Source organism: Mesorhizobium sp. M1D.F.Ca.ET.043.01.1.1, from assembly GCF_003952385.1.
Lineage (GTDB): Bacteria > Pseudomonadota > Alphaproteobacteria > Rhizobiales > Rhizobiaceae > Mesorhizobium.
Genome location: NZ_CP034444.1, coordinates 797,938 through 814,963, shown reverse-complemented (window position 1 = coordinate 814,963; position 17,026 = coordinate 797,938). Strand labels below are relative to the sequence as shown.

Genomic DNA, 17,026 nt, shown 5'->3' with positions numbered 1-17,026 from the left:
CTTAGGATTATTCGGCAATTTCTTTGTGGTGAAGCAACCTGAAGCAATCGCTGCCGCCAGACTTCGACTCCGCCAGTACCGGTTTCGAGCGGTCGATCCATTCCTGGTGCGATCTGGCATCGGCTTCGATCGCATCCGCCGATGCTGCGCTGACGAAGGCGCGGCCCTTGCTGAACAGCCAGCACGCGCGGCCTAGGAACTGCCTGCTGCGCAGGCGCAAGAGATCGGCGTCATAGAAGATGTCGAGCACCTCGTGCTTGATCTTGCGCTCCTTCTCCGGATTGGCGACCGCGGCCTCGACCGGCTCGCCGCCGATCGCGTCCTGGAGGTCCTTGTAGTCGAGGACGAGCTGGGTGGTGGCGTATTTGATCTCGCTCTCGTCGCGCACGATGTTGAACCACAGCTTGGGATCGATCTCGTTGACGACGAAAGTCGTCTCGAAATCACGCGACAGGTTCAGGATGTCGAAGTCGCGCACATCGATATCGCGCTCGACCAGGAGGATCTTGGTGACCTGCTTGCCGAGCTCGCTTCCCTGCGCGCTCACCGCAGCGTTCTTTCCGCCAAGGTCCGGGCTGACATAGGCGCCGCCCTCGTCCAGCACATCGTCGAACTCGCCGAGCGTTTCGATGACGGGTGCGCCGCGGGCAATGCGCGCGGCAAGCTTGGCCAGCACCTGCTGCAGCTCGGTCTCGCGTTTGCGCTGGTCCTGATAATTCTGCTGGAAGAAGAAGATGAACAGCGAAACGCCGATGCCGATGAGGATGACGCCAAGCTGTGAGAAGATGTTGCGGTAATATTCCAGCAGCTTTTCGCGGTGGCGTATGTCGTCGCGCACACTGTGCGCCACATGCAGATTGACGATCAAAGAAAGGATCAGCAGTCCCGCGCCGACCAGGATGAGCCCGCCGATCAGGAGGTAGCCATGGCCTGTGTTGAAATCCATTGTTCGCCCCGAAGCCCCGGATGGCTGAGACTAGTAGCATTTCGCTAAAACAACTATCCGCATGGGCAGGGGGAGCGAGGCGCGGCGCCTGCTGGTCTGCGGCAACCGCGGCGGTTGACCCCGCCGTCCATCCGGCCGATAGGTCCGCCGAAATTGCTTGCGGGACCTCCGATGACCTCAGACTCCAACCTCAAACAACCGGCCTTCGCGCCCGACGCCGCCTGGCAGGGCGATGTCCGCGCCGGCGTGCGCCATGTCCGTGACCTTGCCGCGCTGCCGCTCTCGCCCGCCGAGCGCGGGGCTGCGCAGAAAGCCGCGGCCAGCCACAAGGTGCGCGTGCCGAAAGCTTACCTCGACCTGATCGACTGGAGCGATCCCAACGACCCGATCCGCGCCCAGGTGATCCCGTCGCCGGACGAGTTGATCGCCGCCGAGGGCGAGCTCGACGACCCGATCGGCGACCATGCCTACAGCCCGGTGCCGCGGCTGACGCATCGCCACGCCGACCGCGTGCTTTTGTTCCCGACCTATCAATGCGCGGTCTATTGCCGCTTCTGTTTTCGCAAGGAGTCGCTGACGTCGATCGGCCGCGGCTATACGCGCGAGGCGCTGGAGCCGGCGCTGGCCTATATCGCCGGGCACCCCGAGATCCGCGAGGTGATCCTGACCGGCGGCGATCCGCTCTCGCTGCCGGACAAGGCGCTGGCCGAAATGCGCGCCCGCATCGAGGCCATCCCGCATGTCCGGCTGTTGCGCATCCATACCCGCGTGCCGGTGGCGCTGCCGTCGCGCATCACGGCGGGGTTGGTGGCGGCGCTGCAGGGCCGGTTGTTGGTGACGGTGGTCACCCACTTCAACCACCCGCGCGAGATCACCGGCGAGGCCGAGACGGCCTGCCGGACGATGCGGCAGGCGGGTTTTGTCCTGCTCAACCAGAGCGTCCTCTTGAAAGGCGTCAACGATCATGTCGAGGTGCTGGAGGGGCTCTGCCGCGAGCTTATGTATCGCCTCGGGGTAAAGCCCTATTACCTGCACCATGGCGACCTGACGCGCGGTATGGCGCACCGCCGCACGACAATTGCCGAGGGCCAGGCGCTGGTCGCCGAACTGCGCCATCGCCTCTCCGGCATATGTAACCCGACCTATGTCATCGATTTGCCCGAAGGCGGCGGCAAGGTGCCGCTCGCGGCAAGCCATATCGAGGGCCGCGACGGCGAGACCTGGCGGATTCGTGGGCAGGACGGGAAGGTGAGGGAATATCGCGAGGTGGTCGGCTAGCTCCTTCCTCGCCCCCCGTATGGCGGGGAGATAGGTGGCCGCGAAGCGGCCGGAGAGGAGGCTTCGTAGGGCGATGACCTTCTTTATGGTCGGATGGCGCAGGTCGGCGCCACCACTTAGTCTCGGCTTCGCCGAACCACCATTTCATGGGGACGGGAACTTCCATCCCGTGCCTGGCATTCTACGAGCGGGGGCTTAAGGAGTGCAGCGTGAAGGCTTTGTTGGGAATCGTCGGCGGCTTCGTGCTGACCCTGGCCGTGTTCGCCAGCGGACTTGGCTTCGCCACCTGGCTGCTAGCCGCCAAGCCGGTGCGCCAGGCCACACCCGCGATCGGCGTTTCCGAGCTGTGGACCAAGGACGCCCAGCCGGTCGATCCGGCGAAGCAGGAGCTCGAGCGCATCCCGGCCCAGCAGGCGGCCGGCGCGCCCGCCAAGGCGGATGCCGGCGCGCAGACCACCGCTCTCGCCACCCCGCAACCCGCCGCGCCGCGGCAATTGCAGCCCTTGCCCGCCCAGCCCAACGCTTCACAGATGGCCCAGCCCGATACCAATGCGGCCGCCCAACCTTCCGGGCAGACCCCTTCCGAGCAGGCACCGGCCGGGCAGGCCCGATTGCCCGCCGCCCATCTCGAATGGTGCGCCAACCGCTATCGCAGCTATCGTCCGGAAGAAAACAGCTACCGCTCCTACAGCGGCGAGCTGCGCCCCTGCGTCTCGCCTTATTTCGATCCGGGCGGCGACGCCACCGCTTCGACCGACGCAGGTCGGAGTGGCCAGGCCGATCAAGGCGAGGTGAGCGACGACCAGGCCGAGATGGAAGGCTACGCTCCCACGCGTGACGGCTACGCCACCACCTATGGCGGCCCGCCGGAGGAGATCGCGCCCGAGGAGCAAGCCCCCAGGGATCGCCTTTTGGGCCCGCAGTTTTCGGGTGACCATGTCAGCGACTGCTTCAGCCGCTACCGCTCCTACGATCCGCAGGACAACACCTACCAGCCCCTCGACGGCGGCCCGCGCCGGCAATGCGAGTAGGGGCGGCGCGCTTCTCTCGCCGGCAGGATAGAGGGGGGTTGCCTCGCGCCTGCATCCCCTCTGTCAAGCGCGCCAACCTAGTGCGTTTCACCGTTTCACCGAAACGGCGAAACGCCCTATCTCCTTGTTTTTACGCAATTCCGGACGGAAAACCGCTCACACTTTTCCTGGAATTGCTCTAGTTCAGCACCCTCTCGTCAATCTCCGCGACATTGCGCGTTCCCGTCAGTGCCATGGTGACCGACAGTTCCTTGCGCAGGATATCGATGGCGGTCGCCACGCCCGCCTCGCCGCCGGCGCCGAGGCCGTAGACATAGGCGCGCCCGACCAGGCAGGCGCGGGCGCCGAGCGCCAGCGCCCGCATCACATCCTGGCCGGAGCGCACACCGCCGTCGAACAGCACCTCCACCTGCGAACCCACCGCCTCGGCGATCCGGGGCAGCATCGAGATGGTCGAGGGCGCGCCGTCGAGCTGCCGGCCGCCATGGTTGGAGACCACGATGGCGTCGGCGCCGGCCTTGCAGGCCGAGCGCGCGTCGTCGACATCGAGGATGCCCTTGAGGATAAGCTTGCCCGGCCAGATGCTCCGGATCCACTCGACGTCGCTCCAGTTCAGCGACGCATCGAACTGGTGCGACACCCAGTCCGCCACACCCTTGACGCTGTCCTCGCCCTTGAGATGGCCGGCGAGATTGCCGAAGGTCCATCGCTTTGCCGTAAGCATGCGGGCCGCCCAGGCCGGCCGGCTGGCGATGTCGAGGATCGTGCGAACTTTCAGCGCCGGTGGCACCGAAAGCCCATTCCTGACGTCGGCGTGGCGCTGCCCCAGCACCTGCAGGTCGACGGTGAGCACCAGCGCGCTGCAGCGGGCGGCATGCGCCCGATCGGCCAGCGCGCGCACGAAGCCGCGGTCCTTCATTACATAGAGCTGGAACCAGAACGGCTTGCCGACCGCTTGCGCCACGTCCTCGATCGAGCATATCGACATCGTGCTCATCGTATAGGGAATTCCGGCGGCCTTTGCCGCGCGGCAGGCAAGGATCTCGCCATCGGCCCATTGCATGCCGCCGAGGCCGATCGGCGCCAGCGCTATGGGCAGCGCCACCTTCTCGCCGAGGATGGTGGTCGACGTGTCGCGCTGCTCGACGTCGACCAGCACGCGCTGCTTCAGCGTGATCCGCTCGAGGTCGGCGCGGTTGGCGCGCAGCGTCTGCTCGGCATAGGAGCCGGCCTCGGCATAGTCGAAGAAGGCGCGCGGCACCTGGCGTCGCGCCGCCTGGCGCAGGTCCTCGATGCAGGTCATGTTCGCCATCAGCTTTGGTGCCGTCGCCGTCGCCCCGATCGTGTCCGGCAACGTCACGATCCCTGTCGGGACATCGAGCACCGTGGGGACCACTCTTTCCATCGTCGTCCTCCCTTCGAAGATTAGTAAGCACTGATCATTGAAGGCCGCGTTTGCCCTGATGTAAATTCACTAGCGAGTATACTTTCGACCGGCAGTGCCCATGCCCAGAACGTCCGACGCGACCAGGCCCGTGATCTTGCAGGCGGCGTACAAGCTCTTTCGCCGCCGGGGTTTCTTCCGCGTCGGGATGGACGAGATCGCGGGCGCCGCCGGCGTCACCAAGCGCACGCTCTACTATCACTTCGACAGCAAGGACGCGCTGCTGACGGCGGTGCTCGCCTCGCAGCACGAGCGCACCTTCGCCGACTTCCAGAATTACGGCATCGATCTGTCGGGCGGCGCGGATGCGCTGATCGACAAGCTGTTCGAGGGGCTCGTCAAATGGTCGTCCAAGCCGCGCTGGGCGGGCTCCGGCTTCACCCGCCTCGCCATCGAGCTCGCCGACCTGTCGGGCCATCCCGCGCGCTCGATCGCGCGCCAGCACAAGACGCTGATGGAGCGGAACCTGGAGGCGATGCTTGCCCAGGCGAACGTGCCGGCCCCGAAGGAGCGGGCGCGCGAGCTGATCATGTTGATCGAGGGCGCCATGGTGATGATCCTGATCCACGGCGACCGGAACTATTGCACGGCGGCAGTGGACGCGGCGAAGCGGTTGGTGGGAGGCGCGGGCCCTGCCGCTTGATCCCAAGCTGCACGGACGCCGCGATCCTTCGCGCCGGCGTCTCAGTCGTTCTTCTCGCTGTGGGAGAGGAACCCGGCCTCCCGCAACCCGATACGCGGCAGAGACAAGCCTGAAACATATCGCCTCCACAACCGGCATGCCGGCGAAACATCAACGCGTGATCCTCACGCGGACCAAGAACGCCGAGGAGCGCGCCGATGACACCCGACCAGATCAGGCTTGTGCAGGATAGTTTTCGCGACGTCGTCCCGATCAAGACGGCGGCTGCGGCCTTGTTCTACGAGAAGCTGTTTGCCATCGACGGCAGCCTCAAGGCGCTGTTTCACACAACCGAGATGGAGAAGCAGGGCGCCAAGCTAATGACGGCCCTCGGCTTCGTCGTGCACGGGCTTTCCCGCGCCGAGACCATCCTGCCCACTGTTCAGGATCTCGCCAGGCGCCATGTCGGCTACGGCGTCGAGGAGCATCATTACCCAATCGTCGGCCAGGCGCTGATCGAGACGCTCGAGGCGGGCCTCGGCGAGGCTTTCACGGCTGACGTGCGCGAGGCCTGGACAGCGGCCTACGGCCTGCTCGCCGGCGTCATGATCGCTGCCGCGCGCGAGGTGCAGCTGGCGGCTTGAATTCGGCTTTTTGGCTCCTCGCTTGGCGGAGCGAGGGGCCGAGCCAAGCCGAGGCGGAGAAGGGGCTTTGTAGCGAGTTCCCCTTCTCCGTCTTGGCTTGCCTGGCCGTGCGGGCGATATGGGCGAAAGGAAATCAGCGCCTCATTCCTTCGCGCCCCCCTCTGTCCTGCCGGACATCTCCCCCACAAGGAGGGAGATTGGCAGCTTCGGCGCTCCGCTCATTCCTGCAACGTTGGCGACTGGCGAAAGCCAACACGACGTCCAATCTCCCCCCTTGTGGGGGAGATGGTCGGCAGACCAGAGGGGGGCGCTGTCCCGCCGGCCTCTCAGGGCATAGCCGTCACTCCCCCGAAACAACCTTCCCCGGATTCATCACATTGCCCGGATCGATCATCGCCTTGATCGCCCTCGCCAATTCCTGTTTCACCGGATCGGCGTGCCGCTCATAGGCCTCGCGCTTGTCGATCCCCACGCCGTGCTCGGCCGAGAACGAGCCGCCGGCTTCGCGCAAGCCGGAATAGAGCACGTCCTCGATCGCCGCGTGCCGCTCATGCGGGACCGGCCCGTCGCAGTTGATGGAGATGTGCAGGTTGCCGTCGGCGAGATGGCCGTAGACATAGGGCGCGTAGGCAGCGTCGATCGTCTTCAGCCCGGCTTCGATGCGCGCCACATAGGCGTCCAGCGCGCCGCCCGGCACCGAGACATCGAAGGAGGGCGCCAAGGGATGCGCGCGCTCGATTTGCTCCGTCTCCTCGCGCAGCCGCCACATCGCGGCCGCCTGCGCCTCGGAAGCCGCGACCAGCGCGTCGACGATGCCAGCCTCTTCCCAGATCGCCGCCAGCCCGTCCTCGAGCGCCGCCCGCGCCGCCTCGACGCTGTCGGCGCCGAGGCCCAGCACCAGCAGGCAAGGCGCGTCGAGCGGCAACTGCCCGGGCGCGTAGCCAAGCCCCCGCTGCATCAAAGCGGCAAAGCGCCGCCACAGGATCTCGGCGGCAGTAAGCCGCGTGCCGGTTTGGCTCAGAAAATGCCGCACGATGCGCTGCGCGCTGGCCGCATCCGGCACGCCGACCAGCGCGGTGGCGCTTGCGCCGGCCACCGGATCGAGCCTGAGCGCCACGCGGGTGACGATGCCGAGCGTCCCTTCCGCGCCGATGAACACGTGTTTCAGGTCATAGCCGGCGCTGGTCTTGAGCACCCGGGTGAGGTCGGAGAACACGCGCCCGTCCGGCAGCACGGCTTCTAGGCCGAGCACGCGGTGGCGCATCGTGCCGTTGCGAAAGGCCATGATGCCGCCTGCATTGGTGGAAACCATGCCGCCGATGGTGGCGCTGCCGCGCGCCGCAAGGTCGATGCCGGGGTCGAGCCCATGCTGGGCCGCAGCCTCCTGCAGCGCCCCAAGCGTCGCGCCGGCCTGGACGATCGCCACCCGCGCGAACGGGTCGATCTCTTCGATTTGGTTGAGCCCGCCGAGGTCGCAGATCACCTGGCCCTCGGAAGTCGCCGCCCCGCCCGCCAGCCCCGTGCGCCCGCCCTGCGCGACCAGCCCGATGCCGCGCTCCGCGCAGAACTTTGGTAGCGCCGCGACTCCTGCGGTATCGGCCGGTCGCACCAGAGCCGAGGCGCCGAAATTGCGGGCGTCGAAGCCCGGATCGCGAGAGGCGAGTTCGGCGGCGTCCCAGATGGTGGCGTTAGGGAGGGTAGCGCGCAATTCGGCGACAAGGGAGGCGGGCATGGGACGGCTCCGGGGAGGGGAGAAAGCGCCATCCTATAGAGGAACCGGAGCCTCGGAGTCACGCGAGCTTGCCGAGACGCCGATCGCGCAGTTTCCAGGCGTCAAGCCCGTTGCCGCGGCACCGCGCTCGATTTCCTGCGCGACGAGGACGTCGCCGTGCGCGCCGTCGTCCGCTGGACGCAACAGCACGAGAGGACCGCTTCTACCTGGCGGCGTGCTTCAGCCCTTTTTGACGTAGCCCTCGGTAACCTCGTCCTTGTGCGCGGCGAAGGCCTCCAGCACCTCCGTCTTCTCAGCCTTCGGAACCTTGAAGTGGTCCAGGGTCCGCCCGAGTTCCGCTGCGACCTCGTCGAATTCCGCCGGAGAGATCCGCAAGTCGCGGTGAGCCTCTTCAAGGCCGAGCGGCGTCGCGCCGGGCCTTGTGGCGACGAACTTGAAGGGGCCGCCGGAAACGTCGCAGACCCACAGCGTGCGCATGAATTTGAGGCCTGGGAGTCGTTGAAGGTTCTTGGTGTGCCATTTCCGCAGTTGCGGGTTTTTGGACTTCTTGCCGACGATGGGGTTCTTCACGACGGCATCGCTGAAGTGATCCACCACCGCCGCAATGGCGAACACGCCCCCCAGCCGCTCATACAGACTTTTCGCAGGCGCGGTTTGCTTGGTCTGCGCGCGTGCGTTGTCGGCGGGCAATACAGCCGTCGATGCGGCGGTAATCGCCAGCCCCGTGACGACACATCGTCTTGTGAAAGAGGCCAAAACAGCCGTTGTCATCTCTGGTTCCCTTCGAGGTTACGCCAGAGCAAGCCGCGGCCTGTCTGGCGGCTTCAATGATTTTGATCGTCGAATATGTCCACTTTGCCTTACCTGGCATTATCTGAGGAATTAACGAGTCCCCAGCCCCAAATATTCCGTTCGAGCGGCATGCGATTCCTGGCCAGGGCGATTGGACGACCCGCATCAGCGCCGCGGGCGCTTAATGCAGGACTGCAGCTTCCCCTCGATTGTCGAGCGCTGTCGGCGCAGCCAATCCGTCGACTAATTCGTCCACACCGAGCACCCAACCTTCTGCCCCGTAACCGTGTCCCGCACCACCTTCGCGAACACCCGCCTCAACCCCACCCGGTTGGTCTTGACTTCCTTGCTCGCAAGGTAGGTCGGGTCGCCGATTTCCCAATGATAGCGCGTGTTGGCGGGCGCTCGCTTCCAGGTGAATTTCGAGACGTAGGCCACTTGGCCGGGCCGGGTGTCGGCGAAGCGGCAGTCGATGGTCTCCGGTATCAATCCCTTCGCGGCCATTTGATTGACGACCTCGTTGGCGTTGTCCGTCGTCAGCCACTGGTCCATGCCGTTCGCCTGGTAGGCGGCAATGCTGCTCGTCTGGTACATGCTCCTGCCGCTCATCCGGAATGACGAGCATCCCGCCAGTACCAACAACACGGCGATTGCCGCGCTTGCCCTGACTGCCCGCCTGATGCCTGCCCGCTTGCTGCCCGTCTGCTTGCTGCCCGCCTGCCTGCTGCTTGCCTGATCGATGCGCATGCCAGGTCCCCTTGCTCTGGAGGAAATGGAAAATTAACCGTGCCGGATGGTGCCGGTGGATGCTCGCTTCGTATATTAGGAATTTCACATGTCCGGCCCGTACCGGCGCGGGTCTTCAGCGGGCAGCGGTGCGCGGACAGGCCGTGTGGCCGCCCCGCCACAGAAGTTAGCCGCGTCAGCACTTAACGCGTCTCACCCCCGAAATTAACCTTTTGTTAACCATTCGCCCGGCACCCTTTAACCATTGAGTAAGGATTCGCCTGGTCGTGACCTTCGCCGCCCCTTTGCACAACAAATCCATCCGCTTCCGCGCCCGCTCATTCGTCGCTTTCACGCTCACCCCGGAAGCTCCCATCGACGACTGGCTGGAGGGACTCGATCACTGGATCGGCAACTCGCCGGGCTATTTCAATGGCCGCCCGGTGGTGCTCGATTTGAACACGCTGAAGCCGGGGCCGGAAGAGATTGGGGCGCTGGTCGGCGTGCTCGGCTCGCGCGGCATCCGCGTCTACGCCATCGAGCTCGAGGGCGCCGAGCTCGGGCCCGAACTGCCGCCGCTGCTTGGCGGCGCCAAGGAAGCCACCGCCGAAGGCCTGCTGGGCAGGGCCGCGCGCAAGGCCAAGGCCGAAGAGATCACAGTCGACACGGCCGCGGTCGAGGATATTCAGCCCGGGCAGGTGAGGGCGCCGCAGGACGATCTGGTGAAGCTCGATGAGGCAAAGCCGGAAGCGGCGAAGCCCGAGCCGGACAGGATGGTCGAGAGGCATGAGCCCGCCGCCGGCACGCTGATGATCAAAGCGCCGATCCGCTCCGGGCAGTCGGTGTTCCACCCGCATGGCGACGTCATCGTGCTGGGCTCGGTCGCGTCCGGCTCGGAGATCGTCGCCGGCGGCTCGATCCATGTCTATGGCACGCTGCGCGGCCGGGCGATCGCCGGCTCGGAAGGCAATATTTCGGCGCGCATCTTCTGCCGCAAGAACGAGGCCGAGCTGCTCGCCGTCGACGGCTGGTACACCACGGCCGAGGAGATGGAAGGCGTGTCGCGCGGCAAGGCAGTTCAGGCCTTCCTCGACAACGATGCGCTGTGCGTGGTGCCGCTCGGCTGAGTTTTTGGCCGCAAGCTTCGGACCGGTTTCGCGTGCGAAGCTGACAAAGAATCCCGCCGTGCCGGGCACGGTCATGAATAAAAACGCCAATGGAGGCTGGATATATGGGCAAGGTAGTCGTGGTCACTTCGGGCAAGGGGGGCGTCGGCAAGACGACCTCGACGGCCGCGCTCGGCGCTGCCGTGGCCAAGACCGGCAAGAAGGTGGCGCTGGTCGATTTCGACGTGGGCTTGAGGAACCTCGACCTCATCATGGGCGCCGAACGCCGTGTGGTGTTCGACCTCGTCAACGTCATCCAGGGCACCGCAAAACTGTCGCAGGCGCTGATCCGCGACAAGCGGCTGGAGACGCTCTACCTGCTGCCCGCATCGCAGACACGCGACAAGGACGCGCTGACCGAAGAGGGCGTGGCCGAAGTCATCGCGCGGCTGCGCTCGGTGTTCGACTATGTCTTCTGCGATAGCCCGGCCGGCATCGAGCGCGGCGCCCAGCTCGCCATGCGCTTCGCCGACGAGGCTGTCATCGTCACCAACCCGGAAGTGTCGTCGGTGCGCGATTCCGACCGCATCATCGGCCTGCTCGACGCCCGCACCATGAAAGCCGAGCAGGGCGAGCTGATCCAGAAGCACGTGCTTGTGACCCGCTACGATGCCGCCCGCGCGTCGCGCGGCGAGATGCTGTCGATCGACGACGTGCTGGAGATTCTGTCGACGCCGCTGCTCGGCATCATCCCGGAAAGCCAGGATGTGCTCAGGGCCTCGAACCTCGGCGCGCCGGTCACGCTCTCGGAACCGACCAATTCCGCCGCCAAGGCCTACCTCGAAGCGGCAAGACGCCTGGAAGGCGAGGACCTGCCGGTGGTCGTCCCCTTCGAACGCAAGGGCTTCCTCGACCGGCTTCTCGGAAGGAGGGCGGCATGAGCATCCTCGACCTCTTCAAGCGGCGCACCAGCGCCCCAGTGGCGCGCGAGCGGTTGCAGCTCTTGCTCGCCTATGAGCGCCAGAGCCGCGGCCAGCCCGACCTTGTCTCCATCCTGCGCGAGGAGATCATGGCCGTCATCGCCAAGCACGTGCAGATCGACCAGGATTATCTCCAGGTCTCGATGGACCGCGGCGCCACGATGTCGACGCTGGAAATCGACATCCAGATCCCCAACAAGAGCGCCGTGCCGCTCGCCATGGCGGGGTGATCTTTTACCCTCCCGCTTGTGGGGAGGGTCGATCCGCGGAGCGGATCGGGGCGGGGACTGCGCCGACCCCCATCCCCACAAGGGGGAGGTAGGACGCCGGCGCCATCCCCTCTCCGTCGCGGCTCCGCCGCGCCTCTTCTTCGCGCCAGCTTCTCAGGGCAGAGCCCGGCAAAAATCTCTCACTCCGGCTGATACAATTCATCCATGCTGCGGGCCGCCAATTCGGCAAACGGCGCCTGCTTCCTCACCCGGCCATGTTCCAGGATCACCAGGTCGTCGCAGAACGAGATCGTCGAGTGGTGGTGGCTGATGACGATGGTGGTGCGGCGGCCGGCGCGCGATTTCAGCGTTTCAACGATCGCCGCTTCCGAAAGCCCGTCGACCGCGTTGGTCGCCTCGTCGAGGATCAGTATGTCGGGGTCGCGCAGCAGCGCGCGAGCGAGCGCGATGCGCTGCCTTTGCCCGGCCGACAGGTTGAGGCCGCGATAGCCGACCACCGTCTGATAGCCCTGCGGCAGCGTTTCGATGAAGCCGTGCGCCTCGGCAAGCTCGGCCGCGCGGCGCGCCTCTTCCGGCGTCGCCTCGTCCTTGCCGTAGGTGATGTTGTCGAGGATGGTGCCGTCCACCAGCTCCAATTCCTGGCTGGCCAAGGCAATATGCGCCCGCCATGCGACCGGGTCGATCTCGCCGAGCGGCGCGCCGTCGACGAGGATCTTGCCGCCATCCGGCTCGACGAAGCGGCAAAGCAAATTGACGATCGTCGTCTTGCCGGCGCCGGAGCGGCCGATCAGCGCCGTCGAGCGGCCGCTTGCGATATCGAAGCTCACCGCGTGCAGCACCGCCGCGCGCTGCTCCTCATTGGCATAGCTGAAGCTCACGCCCTCGAAGGCGATTTTTTCGCTCAAGGCCGCGAACGGCCGGCTGCCCCTGGGCGGCGCCGGCTTGCCGGTTGGGTCGAGCAGCCAGGTCACCTCTTCCAACGAGCCGGAAAGCCCCTGCACCTGGCTCCAGGTCATCTGCAGGGCTCTCACATGCGGCTGCAGGCGGTAGAGCAGGATCAAAAAGGCGGCAACCAGCGGGAAGCTCAGGCCGGCCAGCCAGGCGCCGATCACCACCGCCAGGAACAGCACGGCGTGAAGCACCTCCGTCAGCGGCGCCAGCGCGCCCTGGCGGCTGGAGAGCAGGAAGGCCGCCCGCCGCACGCCGTCCGATGCCTTCTCGAACGCCGCCTTCTCGCGCGCCTCCTGGCCGAAGATGCGGATCAGGCGCCCGGCATGGACGAGATGCAGCATCTGCGAGGCGAGCCCGCTGTTGCGCGCCGCCACGCTGCGGCTGGGCGCCCTCAGATGCGCCGATAGCGCCATATGTGCCGCCTGCACGAGCGCCAGCCCAAGCATCACCAGGAGCGTCATCTGCCAGGATAACAGCAGCAGGAAGCCGAGCAGGATGACCGCCGCCGAAGCGCTGACCACCGCGCCGAGCATCCCCTGTATGGCGTCCGACGCCCGCCAGGATTCGTTGGAGATGATGTTGAGCAGCCGCCCCGGGCTCTCCCTCAGGAAGAACGGATAGCCGACGGTGAGCAGGCGCTCGGCCAGCGCGCCGCGGATCGACTGGCCGGCTCTGCCGTAGATATGGGCCGTGAGCACCGAATTGGCGTAGGCAAGGATGTTCTTCAACAGGATCGAGCCGAGGATCGCGGCCGCAAGCGCGATCAACCGCTCGCGCTCGCCGAGCTCGGCGCCGATCTTCTGCAGCAGCGCCGAGAAGCCGGCCATGCCGCTTGTGTCGCCATGCCCCATAATGATACCGAGCAACGGGATGATCAGCCCGATACCGAAACCTTCGAGCGCAGCACTCGCAAGCCCGAGCGCGACGACGGCCGGCAGCAGGCCGAGCTGCCGGCGGCCGAGGGCGCGGCGCAGCATCGACAGTGTCGGGCGCCCGGTCATCGCGCGCCGGCCTCCGCGCTGGCCTCGATGGTTTCCTCGGCGAGCCGTGGCTGCCGGTCCGGCCGCCTGGCGAGCACGAGAAGCGCGAACTTCGCCGCGCCGGCGAGGTTCATCAGCACGATCGGCCAGTGCGACAGCTTGAGATCGCCGTCGAACTTCGGACCGCCGGCGAGCTCGCGCATCGCCGCGCGGGCCGCCCAGTAGAAATGACGCAGCAGCCAGGGCGCGCGGCGGATGTGCTTTAGGCAGAGCGCGCCGTTGCCGAAATGATAGTCGCGGTGCAGCCGGCCGATCGCCTTGCCGTCGCGCCGGCCATGATGGTGGAAGATCGTCATGTCGGGCACGTATTCCACCGCTACACCGGCGAGCATGGCGCGCACCAGATAGTCCGTGTCCTCGGCCGAACGCAGCGCGCCGCCGGCGCCGAAGCGTTCGTCGAAAAGGCCGATGCGGGCGGCGACGTCGCGGTGCATGGTCATGTTGCAGCCGAGCACGAAGCCGCCCGGATGGACGGATGGCGTCAGCCGCTCGCGCTTCTCGCAGCGTTTTATCGTGAAAGGCAGGTCGCGCGCGTCGCCGATCTCGACGCGGCCGCCGCGGATGAGCCATTTCTCGCCGCTCGCATAGTGCCGCTCGAGGTCGACGAGGTAGTTGCGTTCGAGCCGGCAGTCGTCGTCGATGAAGACCAGCACGCGACCGCGCGCCCGCGCCAGCCCGGCATTGCGCGCCGCCGCAAGTCCGGGGCGCGGCTGCGAGATTGCGGTGAGCGCGATGTCGGACGCGGCGGCGATCCGCGAAAGGTACTCGGCCGTGCCATCGCGCGAGCCGTTGTCGACCACCACCAGCTCGGCCGCGAAGGCAGGGTGCGCAAGGCACGCCGCTTGGATTGACTGGATGCAAGCTTCCAGCACCGCGACGCGGTCGCGCGTGCAGACGATGAAGGAGACCTGCGGCCGCTGCCGGGGCCAGGGAGGGGCGGGCAGGGCCGGCCGGAAGCCTCGCAGCAGCGGATGGCGTTCGGCGTTCATGCCGCCCCCATCCGATAAGGCGCAAGCACCGCCGCCGCCGGCGCGGATTTGAAGCGGTAGGCCACCCGGTCGGCACGTTTGCCGGCCCACATTGAGGCCTGGCTCAGCCAGGGCGCCCAGGCGCCGGGGCTGAGCGCGTATTTCTCGCGGCGGCGGATCGCGTTCCATTTCCCGGTCGCCGTCAAAAGCTCATGCGTCAGCGCCGGCCGCTCCTCATCGTTGACGAGCTGGTAGAGGAAATAGAACAGGTTCAGCGCGCCGGCTTCGAAGCTCGGCCGCGTCGTATCGGGCAGGGCGGCGATCCGCCCCTCCAGCGCGCGGATGAATTCCGCTACCCGGCGCACAGTCTCGAAGGAGACGCGATCGCCGATGGCGCGCAGGTCCGCGCCATCCTCCGCCAGGCCCTCGGGTTCGAGATTCTCTGCCACGATCTTGAGATGCGTGCGCCGCATCTCTCGGGTGTGCCGGCTGGTCACGCTGCCGGAGTGCACCCGGTAGATGAGAAGGCTTTCCTCCATCAGTGCCGCCGGGTAGCGGTCGGTGAGCCGGCGGAAGAGGTCGAAATCCTCGGCATGTCGGTAGGAGCCGTCGTAATGGAGGTCGGCTTCCGCAATGACGTCGCGGTTGTAGACCACCGTCGGGTGCATGAAGATGGTGAAGAACTTCGACAGCACGGGAAGGCCGAGGCGGAACACCGGATCGGGCCGGCCTCGCGCGATGCGGCCATGGAGCAGCGGATCGACGAGCGCGCCGCAGAAGCCGAGCTCGGGCCGCGCGGCAAACAGCGCCGCCTGCCGCGACAGTCGCCACGGATAGGCGAAGTCGTCAGCGTCCATGCGCGCGACGAGCTCGCCTTGTGCCATCCGCAGCCCTTCGTTGAGGCTGGCGACGAGGCCGCGATTCTCGCGCGAGATGATCGAGACGCGGCTGTCGTCCCCGCGGAAGCGCTCGAGGATCTCCAGTGACTTGTCGGTCGATCCGTCGTTGATGGCGATGACCTCAAGCCGGCCGTAGTCCTGCCGCAGGATCGATTGGATTGCAGCCGCGACATAGGGCTCGGCGTTGTAGACCGGCAGCAGCACGGAGATGAGGGGCGCGTTCGCCATTATCGCCTTGCCTCGGTTCGCTGAAGGTCGAGCGCGCCAGCCGCTTGGCTGGTCCAATCGGCCTCGCCCGGCGCGCGTCGCCGCGCGACATAAGGAAAATAGCGCTTGAGGCCGTTGAGCGGCTTTTCGAAGAACGCCCAGGAGAGCGAGGCGGCGATCAGCGTCGCCGTGCCCGCGACGACGAATCGCCCCGGTCCCTGTTCCGAGACGTTGAGCGGGATCCACGGCTGCGCCTTGACGGCATAGGCGAGAAGGATCGGGTGGTAGAGATAGACGCCGTAGCTGATGCGGCCGAGCCCGAGTAGCGGCGGCAGTTCTGCCAGCCTGCCGAGCGCGCCGCCAAGGCCGTTCGAACAGGCGGCGACGACCGCCGTCAGCGGTACCAGCGGCAGCACCTGCACCAGCAGCCAGCGCGGCCACTCCCAAGTCGAGCTCGCCAGCCCGGGGTCGGACCACACGACGAGCAGGAAAACCGCCGCCAAGGCCGGCCAGCCGCGCCGCATCCATTGCGGCACGTCCGCGCCCCTGGCGCGGCGCACGGCAAGCAGCGCGCCGCAGCCAAGCGCATCCATCGAGGCCGGCGGCAGCAGATCCCGCGCCAGCGCGGTGTCGGTGGCGATCGGCCAGTAGAAGCGGTAGACGAGCGAGAAGCAGATGACGCCGATGGTGATCGCCTCGATGCGCCTGCGCGGCGCCAGAAGCACGATCAGCGGCCAGGCCAGGTAGAACTGCTCCTCGATGCTGAGGCTCCAGAAATGGCAGAGCAGCCAGGGGTTCCAATCGTTGCGCAGCGCGTACCAGAAATTCGAGAGATAGAGGGCATGCCAGGCGAGCGACGATCTGGATTGTTCCAGGTCTGTAAACCAGACGAGCGCCAGCACCGCGAAATAGGGCGGGAAGATTCGGATCACGCGCCTGGCATAGAAGGAACGCAGCGCCGGTCCGGCCTCGAATTGGGCGGCGTCGCGCGCCTCCAGCAGGAGCCGGGTGATCAGGAAGCCGGAGAGCACAAAGAACAGCCGGACGCCGAGATGGCCGAGGAAGGACGAGCCGCCGGGCGCGAGGAAATGCGCGTAAAGCACCAGCGTCACGGCAACGGCCCGCAACGCGTCCAACTGGATGTCGCGCGCGTTCGCCATCAGCGGCGTCCGGCAGCTTTGCGGTGACAGGGAGCATAGGACGCGCAAACCGCGCGGCCGCCTGCCGAGAAATCGCCGTCCAAGCCGACGGTGCTTTCCTTGCCGGCCAGCGCAATACCCATCCGAGTCAAAATAATGGCAGCCTCCAACCAGGCATGCCCCCGGTCCACGATTGTCGCGGCCTATGTTGCAGCGCAACACAAAATCCTTACGGCTTTGAAATAAAGATGTGATGGGGAGGCGTGGAGGAAATAGTTTTCGTTCAAAAAT

The 17,026-nt window shown here is 66.3% G+C and carries 16 protein-coding genes; 7 read left to right on the top strand and 9 right to left on the bottom strand.

Annotated features, from left to right (window positions below; translation table 11 throughout):
* Positions 1 to 7 precede the first annotated feature (7 nt).
* Entirely contained in the window at positions 8 to 946 is a 939-nt protein-coding gene (locus tag EJ067_RS04250; protein ID WP_126084815.1) for a hypothetical protein, read from the bottom strand.
* 171 nt (positions 947 to 1,117) lie between these two features.
* Here EJ067_RS04250 and EJ067_RS04245 point away from each other — a divergent pair, with 171 nt between their 5' ends.
* Positions 1,118 to 2,224 (top strand): KamA family radical SAM protein, encoded by a 1,107-nt coding sequence (locus EJ067_RS04245; protein ID WP_126084814.1) that lies wholly within the window; start codon positions 1,118 to 1,120, stop codon positions 2,222 to 2,224.
* Positions 2,225 to 2,433: 209 nt separating this feature from the next.
* A complete protein-coding gene (locus tag EJ067_RS04240) occupies positions 2,434 to 3,255 on the top strand; it encodes a BA14K family protein (protein WP_245468163.1) in 822 nt (273 codons plus the stop codon).
* Positions 3,256 to 3,433: 178 nt separating this feature from the next.
* On the opposite strand, the gene EJ067_RS04235 is transcribed toward EJ067_RS04240, so the two are convergent.
* On the bottom strand, positions 3,434 to 4,567 hold the full coding sequence (locus EJ067_RS04235) for an alpha-hydroxy acid oxidase (RefSeq protein WP_126089492.1): 1,134 nt from the start codon (positions 4,565 to 4,567) through the stop codon (positions 3,434 to 3,436).
* Positions 4,568 to 4,760: 193 nt separating this feature from the next.
* Here EJ067_RS04235 and EJ067_RS04230 point away from each other — a divergent pair, with 193 nt between their 5' ends.
* Entirely contained in the window at positions 4,761 to 5,342 is a 582-nt protein-coding gene (locus tag EJ067_RS04230; RefSeq protein ID WP_126084812.1) for a TetR/AcrR family transcriptional regulator, read from the top strand.
* Positions 5,343 to 5,539: 197 nt separating this feature from the next.
* Positions 5,540 to 5,965 carry a globin family protein gene (locus EJ067_RS04225; protein WP_126084811.1) on the top strand — a complete coding sequence of 142 codons (426 nt, stop codon included), beginning with the start codon at positions 5,540 to 5,542 and terminating at the stop codon, positions 5,963 to 5,965.
* A gap of 340 nt (positions 5,966 to 6,305) precedes the next feature.
* On the opposite strand, the gene EJ067_RS04215 is transcribed toward EJ067_RS04225, so the two are convergent.
* The 3 genes from EJ067_RS04215 to EJ067_RS04205 form a co-directional block, all read right to left on the bottom strand.
* Positions 6,306 to 7,697 (bottom strand): FAD-binding oxidoreductase, encoded by a 1,392-nt coding sequence (locus EJ067_RS04215; RefSeq protein ID WP_126084810.1) that lies wholly within the window; start codon positions 7,695 to 7,697, stop codon positions 6,306 to 6,308.
* 219 nt (positions 7,698 to 7,916) lie between these two features.
* On the bottom strand, positions 7,917 to 8,468 hold the full coding sequence (locus EJ067_RS04210) for a group 1 truncated hemoglobin (RefSeq protein WP_126084809.1): 552 nt from the start codon (positions 8,466 to 8,468) through the stop codon (positions 7,917 to 7,919).
* 264 nt (positions 8,469 to 8,732) lie between these two features.
* Positions 8,733 to 9,236, bottom strand: a complete 504-nt coding sequence (locus tag EJ067_RS04205) for a hypothetical protein (RefSeq protein ID WP_126084808.1) — start codon at positions 9,234 to 9,236, stop codon at positions 8,733 to 8,735.
* A 266-nt stretch (positions 9,237 to 9,502) separates the two neighbouring features.
* On the opposite strand from EJ067_RS04205, the gene minC reads away from it, so the two are divergent.
* The 3 genes from minC (at position 9,503) to minE (ending at position 11,531) form a co-directional block, all read left to right on the top strand.
* Positions 9,503 to 10,342, top strand: a complete 840-nt coding sequence (gene minC, locus EJ067_RS04200) for a septum site-determining protein MinC (RefSeq protein WP_126084807.1) — start codon at positions 9,503 to 9,505, stop codon at positions 10,340 to 10,342.
* Positions 10,343 to 10,446: 104 nt separating this feature from the next.
* A complete protein-coding gene (minD, locus tag EJ067_RS04195) occupies positions 10,447 to 11,262 on the top strand; it encodes a septum site-determining protein MinD (RefSeq protein ID WP_126084806.1) in 816 nt (271 codons plus the stop codon).
* Positions 11,259 to 11,531, top strand: a complete 273-nt coding sequence (minE, locus tag EJ067_RS04190) for a cell division topological specificity factor MinE (RefSeq protein WP_040973218.1) — start codon at positions 11,259 to 11,261, stop codon at positions 11,529 to 11,531. Before minD ends, minE begins: the two co-directional genes overlap by 4 nt.
* A gap of 179 nt (positions 11,532 to 11,710) precedes the next feature.
* On the opposite strand, the gene EJ067_RS04185 is transcribed toward minE, so the two are convergent.
* Genes EJ067_RS04185 through EJ067_RS04170 form a run of 4 tightly spaced genes read right to left on the bottom strand, consistent with a single transcriptional unit; the run spans position 11,711 to position 16,756 of the window.
* Positions 11,711 to 13,483, bottom strand: coding sequence for an ABC transporter ATP-binding protein (locus EJ067_RS04185; RefSeq protein ID WP_245468162.1), 1,773 nt, complete (start codon positions 13,481 to 13,483; stop codon positions 11,711 to 11,713).
* Positions 13,480 to 14,511, bottom strand: a complete 1,032-nt coding sequence (locus tag EJ067_RS04180) for a glycosyltransferase (RefSeq protein ID WP_126084805.1) — start codon at positions 14,509 to 14,511, stop codon at positions 13,480 to 13,482. The genes EJ067_RS04185 and EJ067_RS04180 overlap by 4 nt, the downstream gene beginning before the upstream one ends.
* Positions 14,508 to 15,617, bottom strand: coding sequence for a glycosyltransferase family A protein (locus EJ067_RS04175; protein WP_126084804.1), 1,110 nt, complete (start codon positions 15,615 to 15,617; stop codon positions 14,508 to 14,510). Before EJ067_RS04175 ends, EJ067_RS04180 begins: the two co-directional genes overlap by 4 nt.
* Entirely contained in the window at positions 15,617 to 16,756 is a 1,140-nt protein-coding gene (locus EJ067_RS04170; RefSeq protein ID WP_126084803.1) for an acyltransferase, read from the bottom strand. Before EJ067_RS04170 ends, EJ067_RS04175 begins: the two co-directional genes overlap by 1 nt.
* Positions 16,757 to 17,026 lie beyond the last annotated feature (270 nt).

Excerpts from the sequence above, each read along its gene's own strand:
- EJ067_RS04245 (WP_126084814.1), top strand. The coding sequence starts at position 1,118 with ATGACCTCAGACTCCAACCTCAAACAACCGGCCTTCGCGCCCGACGCC.
- EJ067_RS04215 (WP_126084810.1), bottom strand. The coding sequence starts at position 7,697 with ATGCCCGCCTCCCTTGTCGCCGAATTGCGCGCTACCCTCCCTAACGCC.
- EJ067_RS04205 (WP_126084808.1), bottom strand. The coding sequence starts at position 9,236 with ATGCGCATCGATCAGGCAAGCAGCAGGCAGGCGGGCAGCAAGCAGACG.
- EJ067_RS04170 (WP_126084803.1), bottom strand. The coding sequence starts at position 16,756 with ATGGCGAACGCGCGCGACATCCAGTTGGACGCGTTGCGGGCCGTTGCC.
- minD (WP_126084806.1), top strand. The coding sequence starts at position 10,447 with ATGGGCAAGGTAGTCGTGGTCACTTCGGGCAAGGGGGGCGTCGGCAAG.
- EJ067_RS04250 (WP_126084815.1), bottom strand. The coding sequence starts at position 946 with ATGGATTTCAACACAGGCCATGGCTACCTCCTGATCGGCGGGCTCATC.
- EJ067_RS04180 (WP_126084805.1), bottom strand. The coding sequence starts at position 14,511 with ATGAACGCCGAACGCCATCCGCTGCTGCGAGGCTTCCGGCCGGCCCTG.
- EJ067_RS04185 (WP_245468162.1), bottom strand. The coding sequence starts at position 13,483 with ATGACCGGGCGCCCGACACTGTCGATGCTGCGCCGCGCCCTCGGCCGC.
- EJ067_RS04230 (WP_126084812.1), top strand. The coding sequence starts at position 4,761 with ATGCCCAGAACGTCCGACGCGACCAGGCCCGTGATCTTGCAGGCGGCG.
- EJ067_RS04175 (WP_126084804.1), bottom strand. The coding sequence starts at position 15,617 with ATGGCGAACGCGCCCCTCATCTCCGTGCTGCTGCCGGTCTACAACGCC.
- EJ067_RS04235 (WP_126089492.1), bottom strand. The coding sequence starts at position 4,567 with ATGGCGAACATGACCTGCATCGAGGACCTGCGCCAGGCGGCGCGACGC.
- EJ067_RS04225 (WP_126084811.1), top strand. The coding sequence starts at position 5,540 with ATGACACCCGACCAGATCAGGCTTGTGCAGGATAGTTTTCGCGACGTC.
- minE (WP_040973218.1), top strand. The coding sequence starts at position 11,259 with ATGAGCATCCTCGACCTCTTCAAGCGGCGCACCAGCGCCCCAGTGGCG.
- EJ067_RS04210 (WP_126084809.1), bottom strand. The coding sequence starts at position 8,468 with ATGACAACGGCTGTTTTGGCCTCTTTCACAAGACGATGTGTCGTCACG.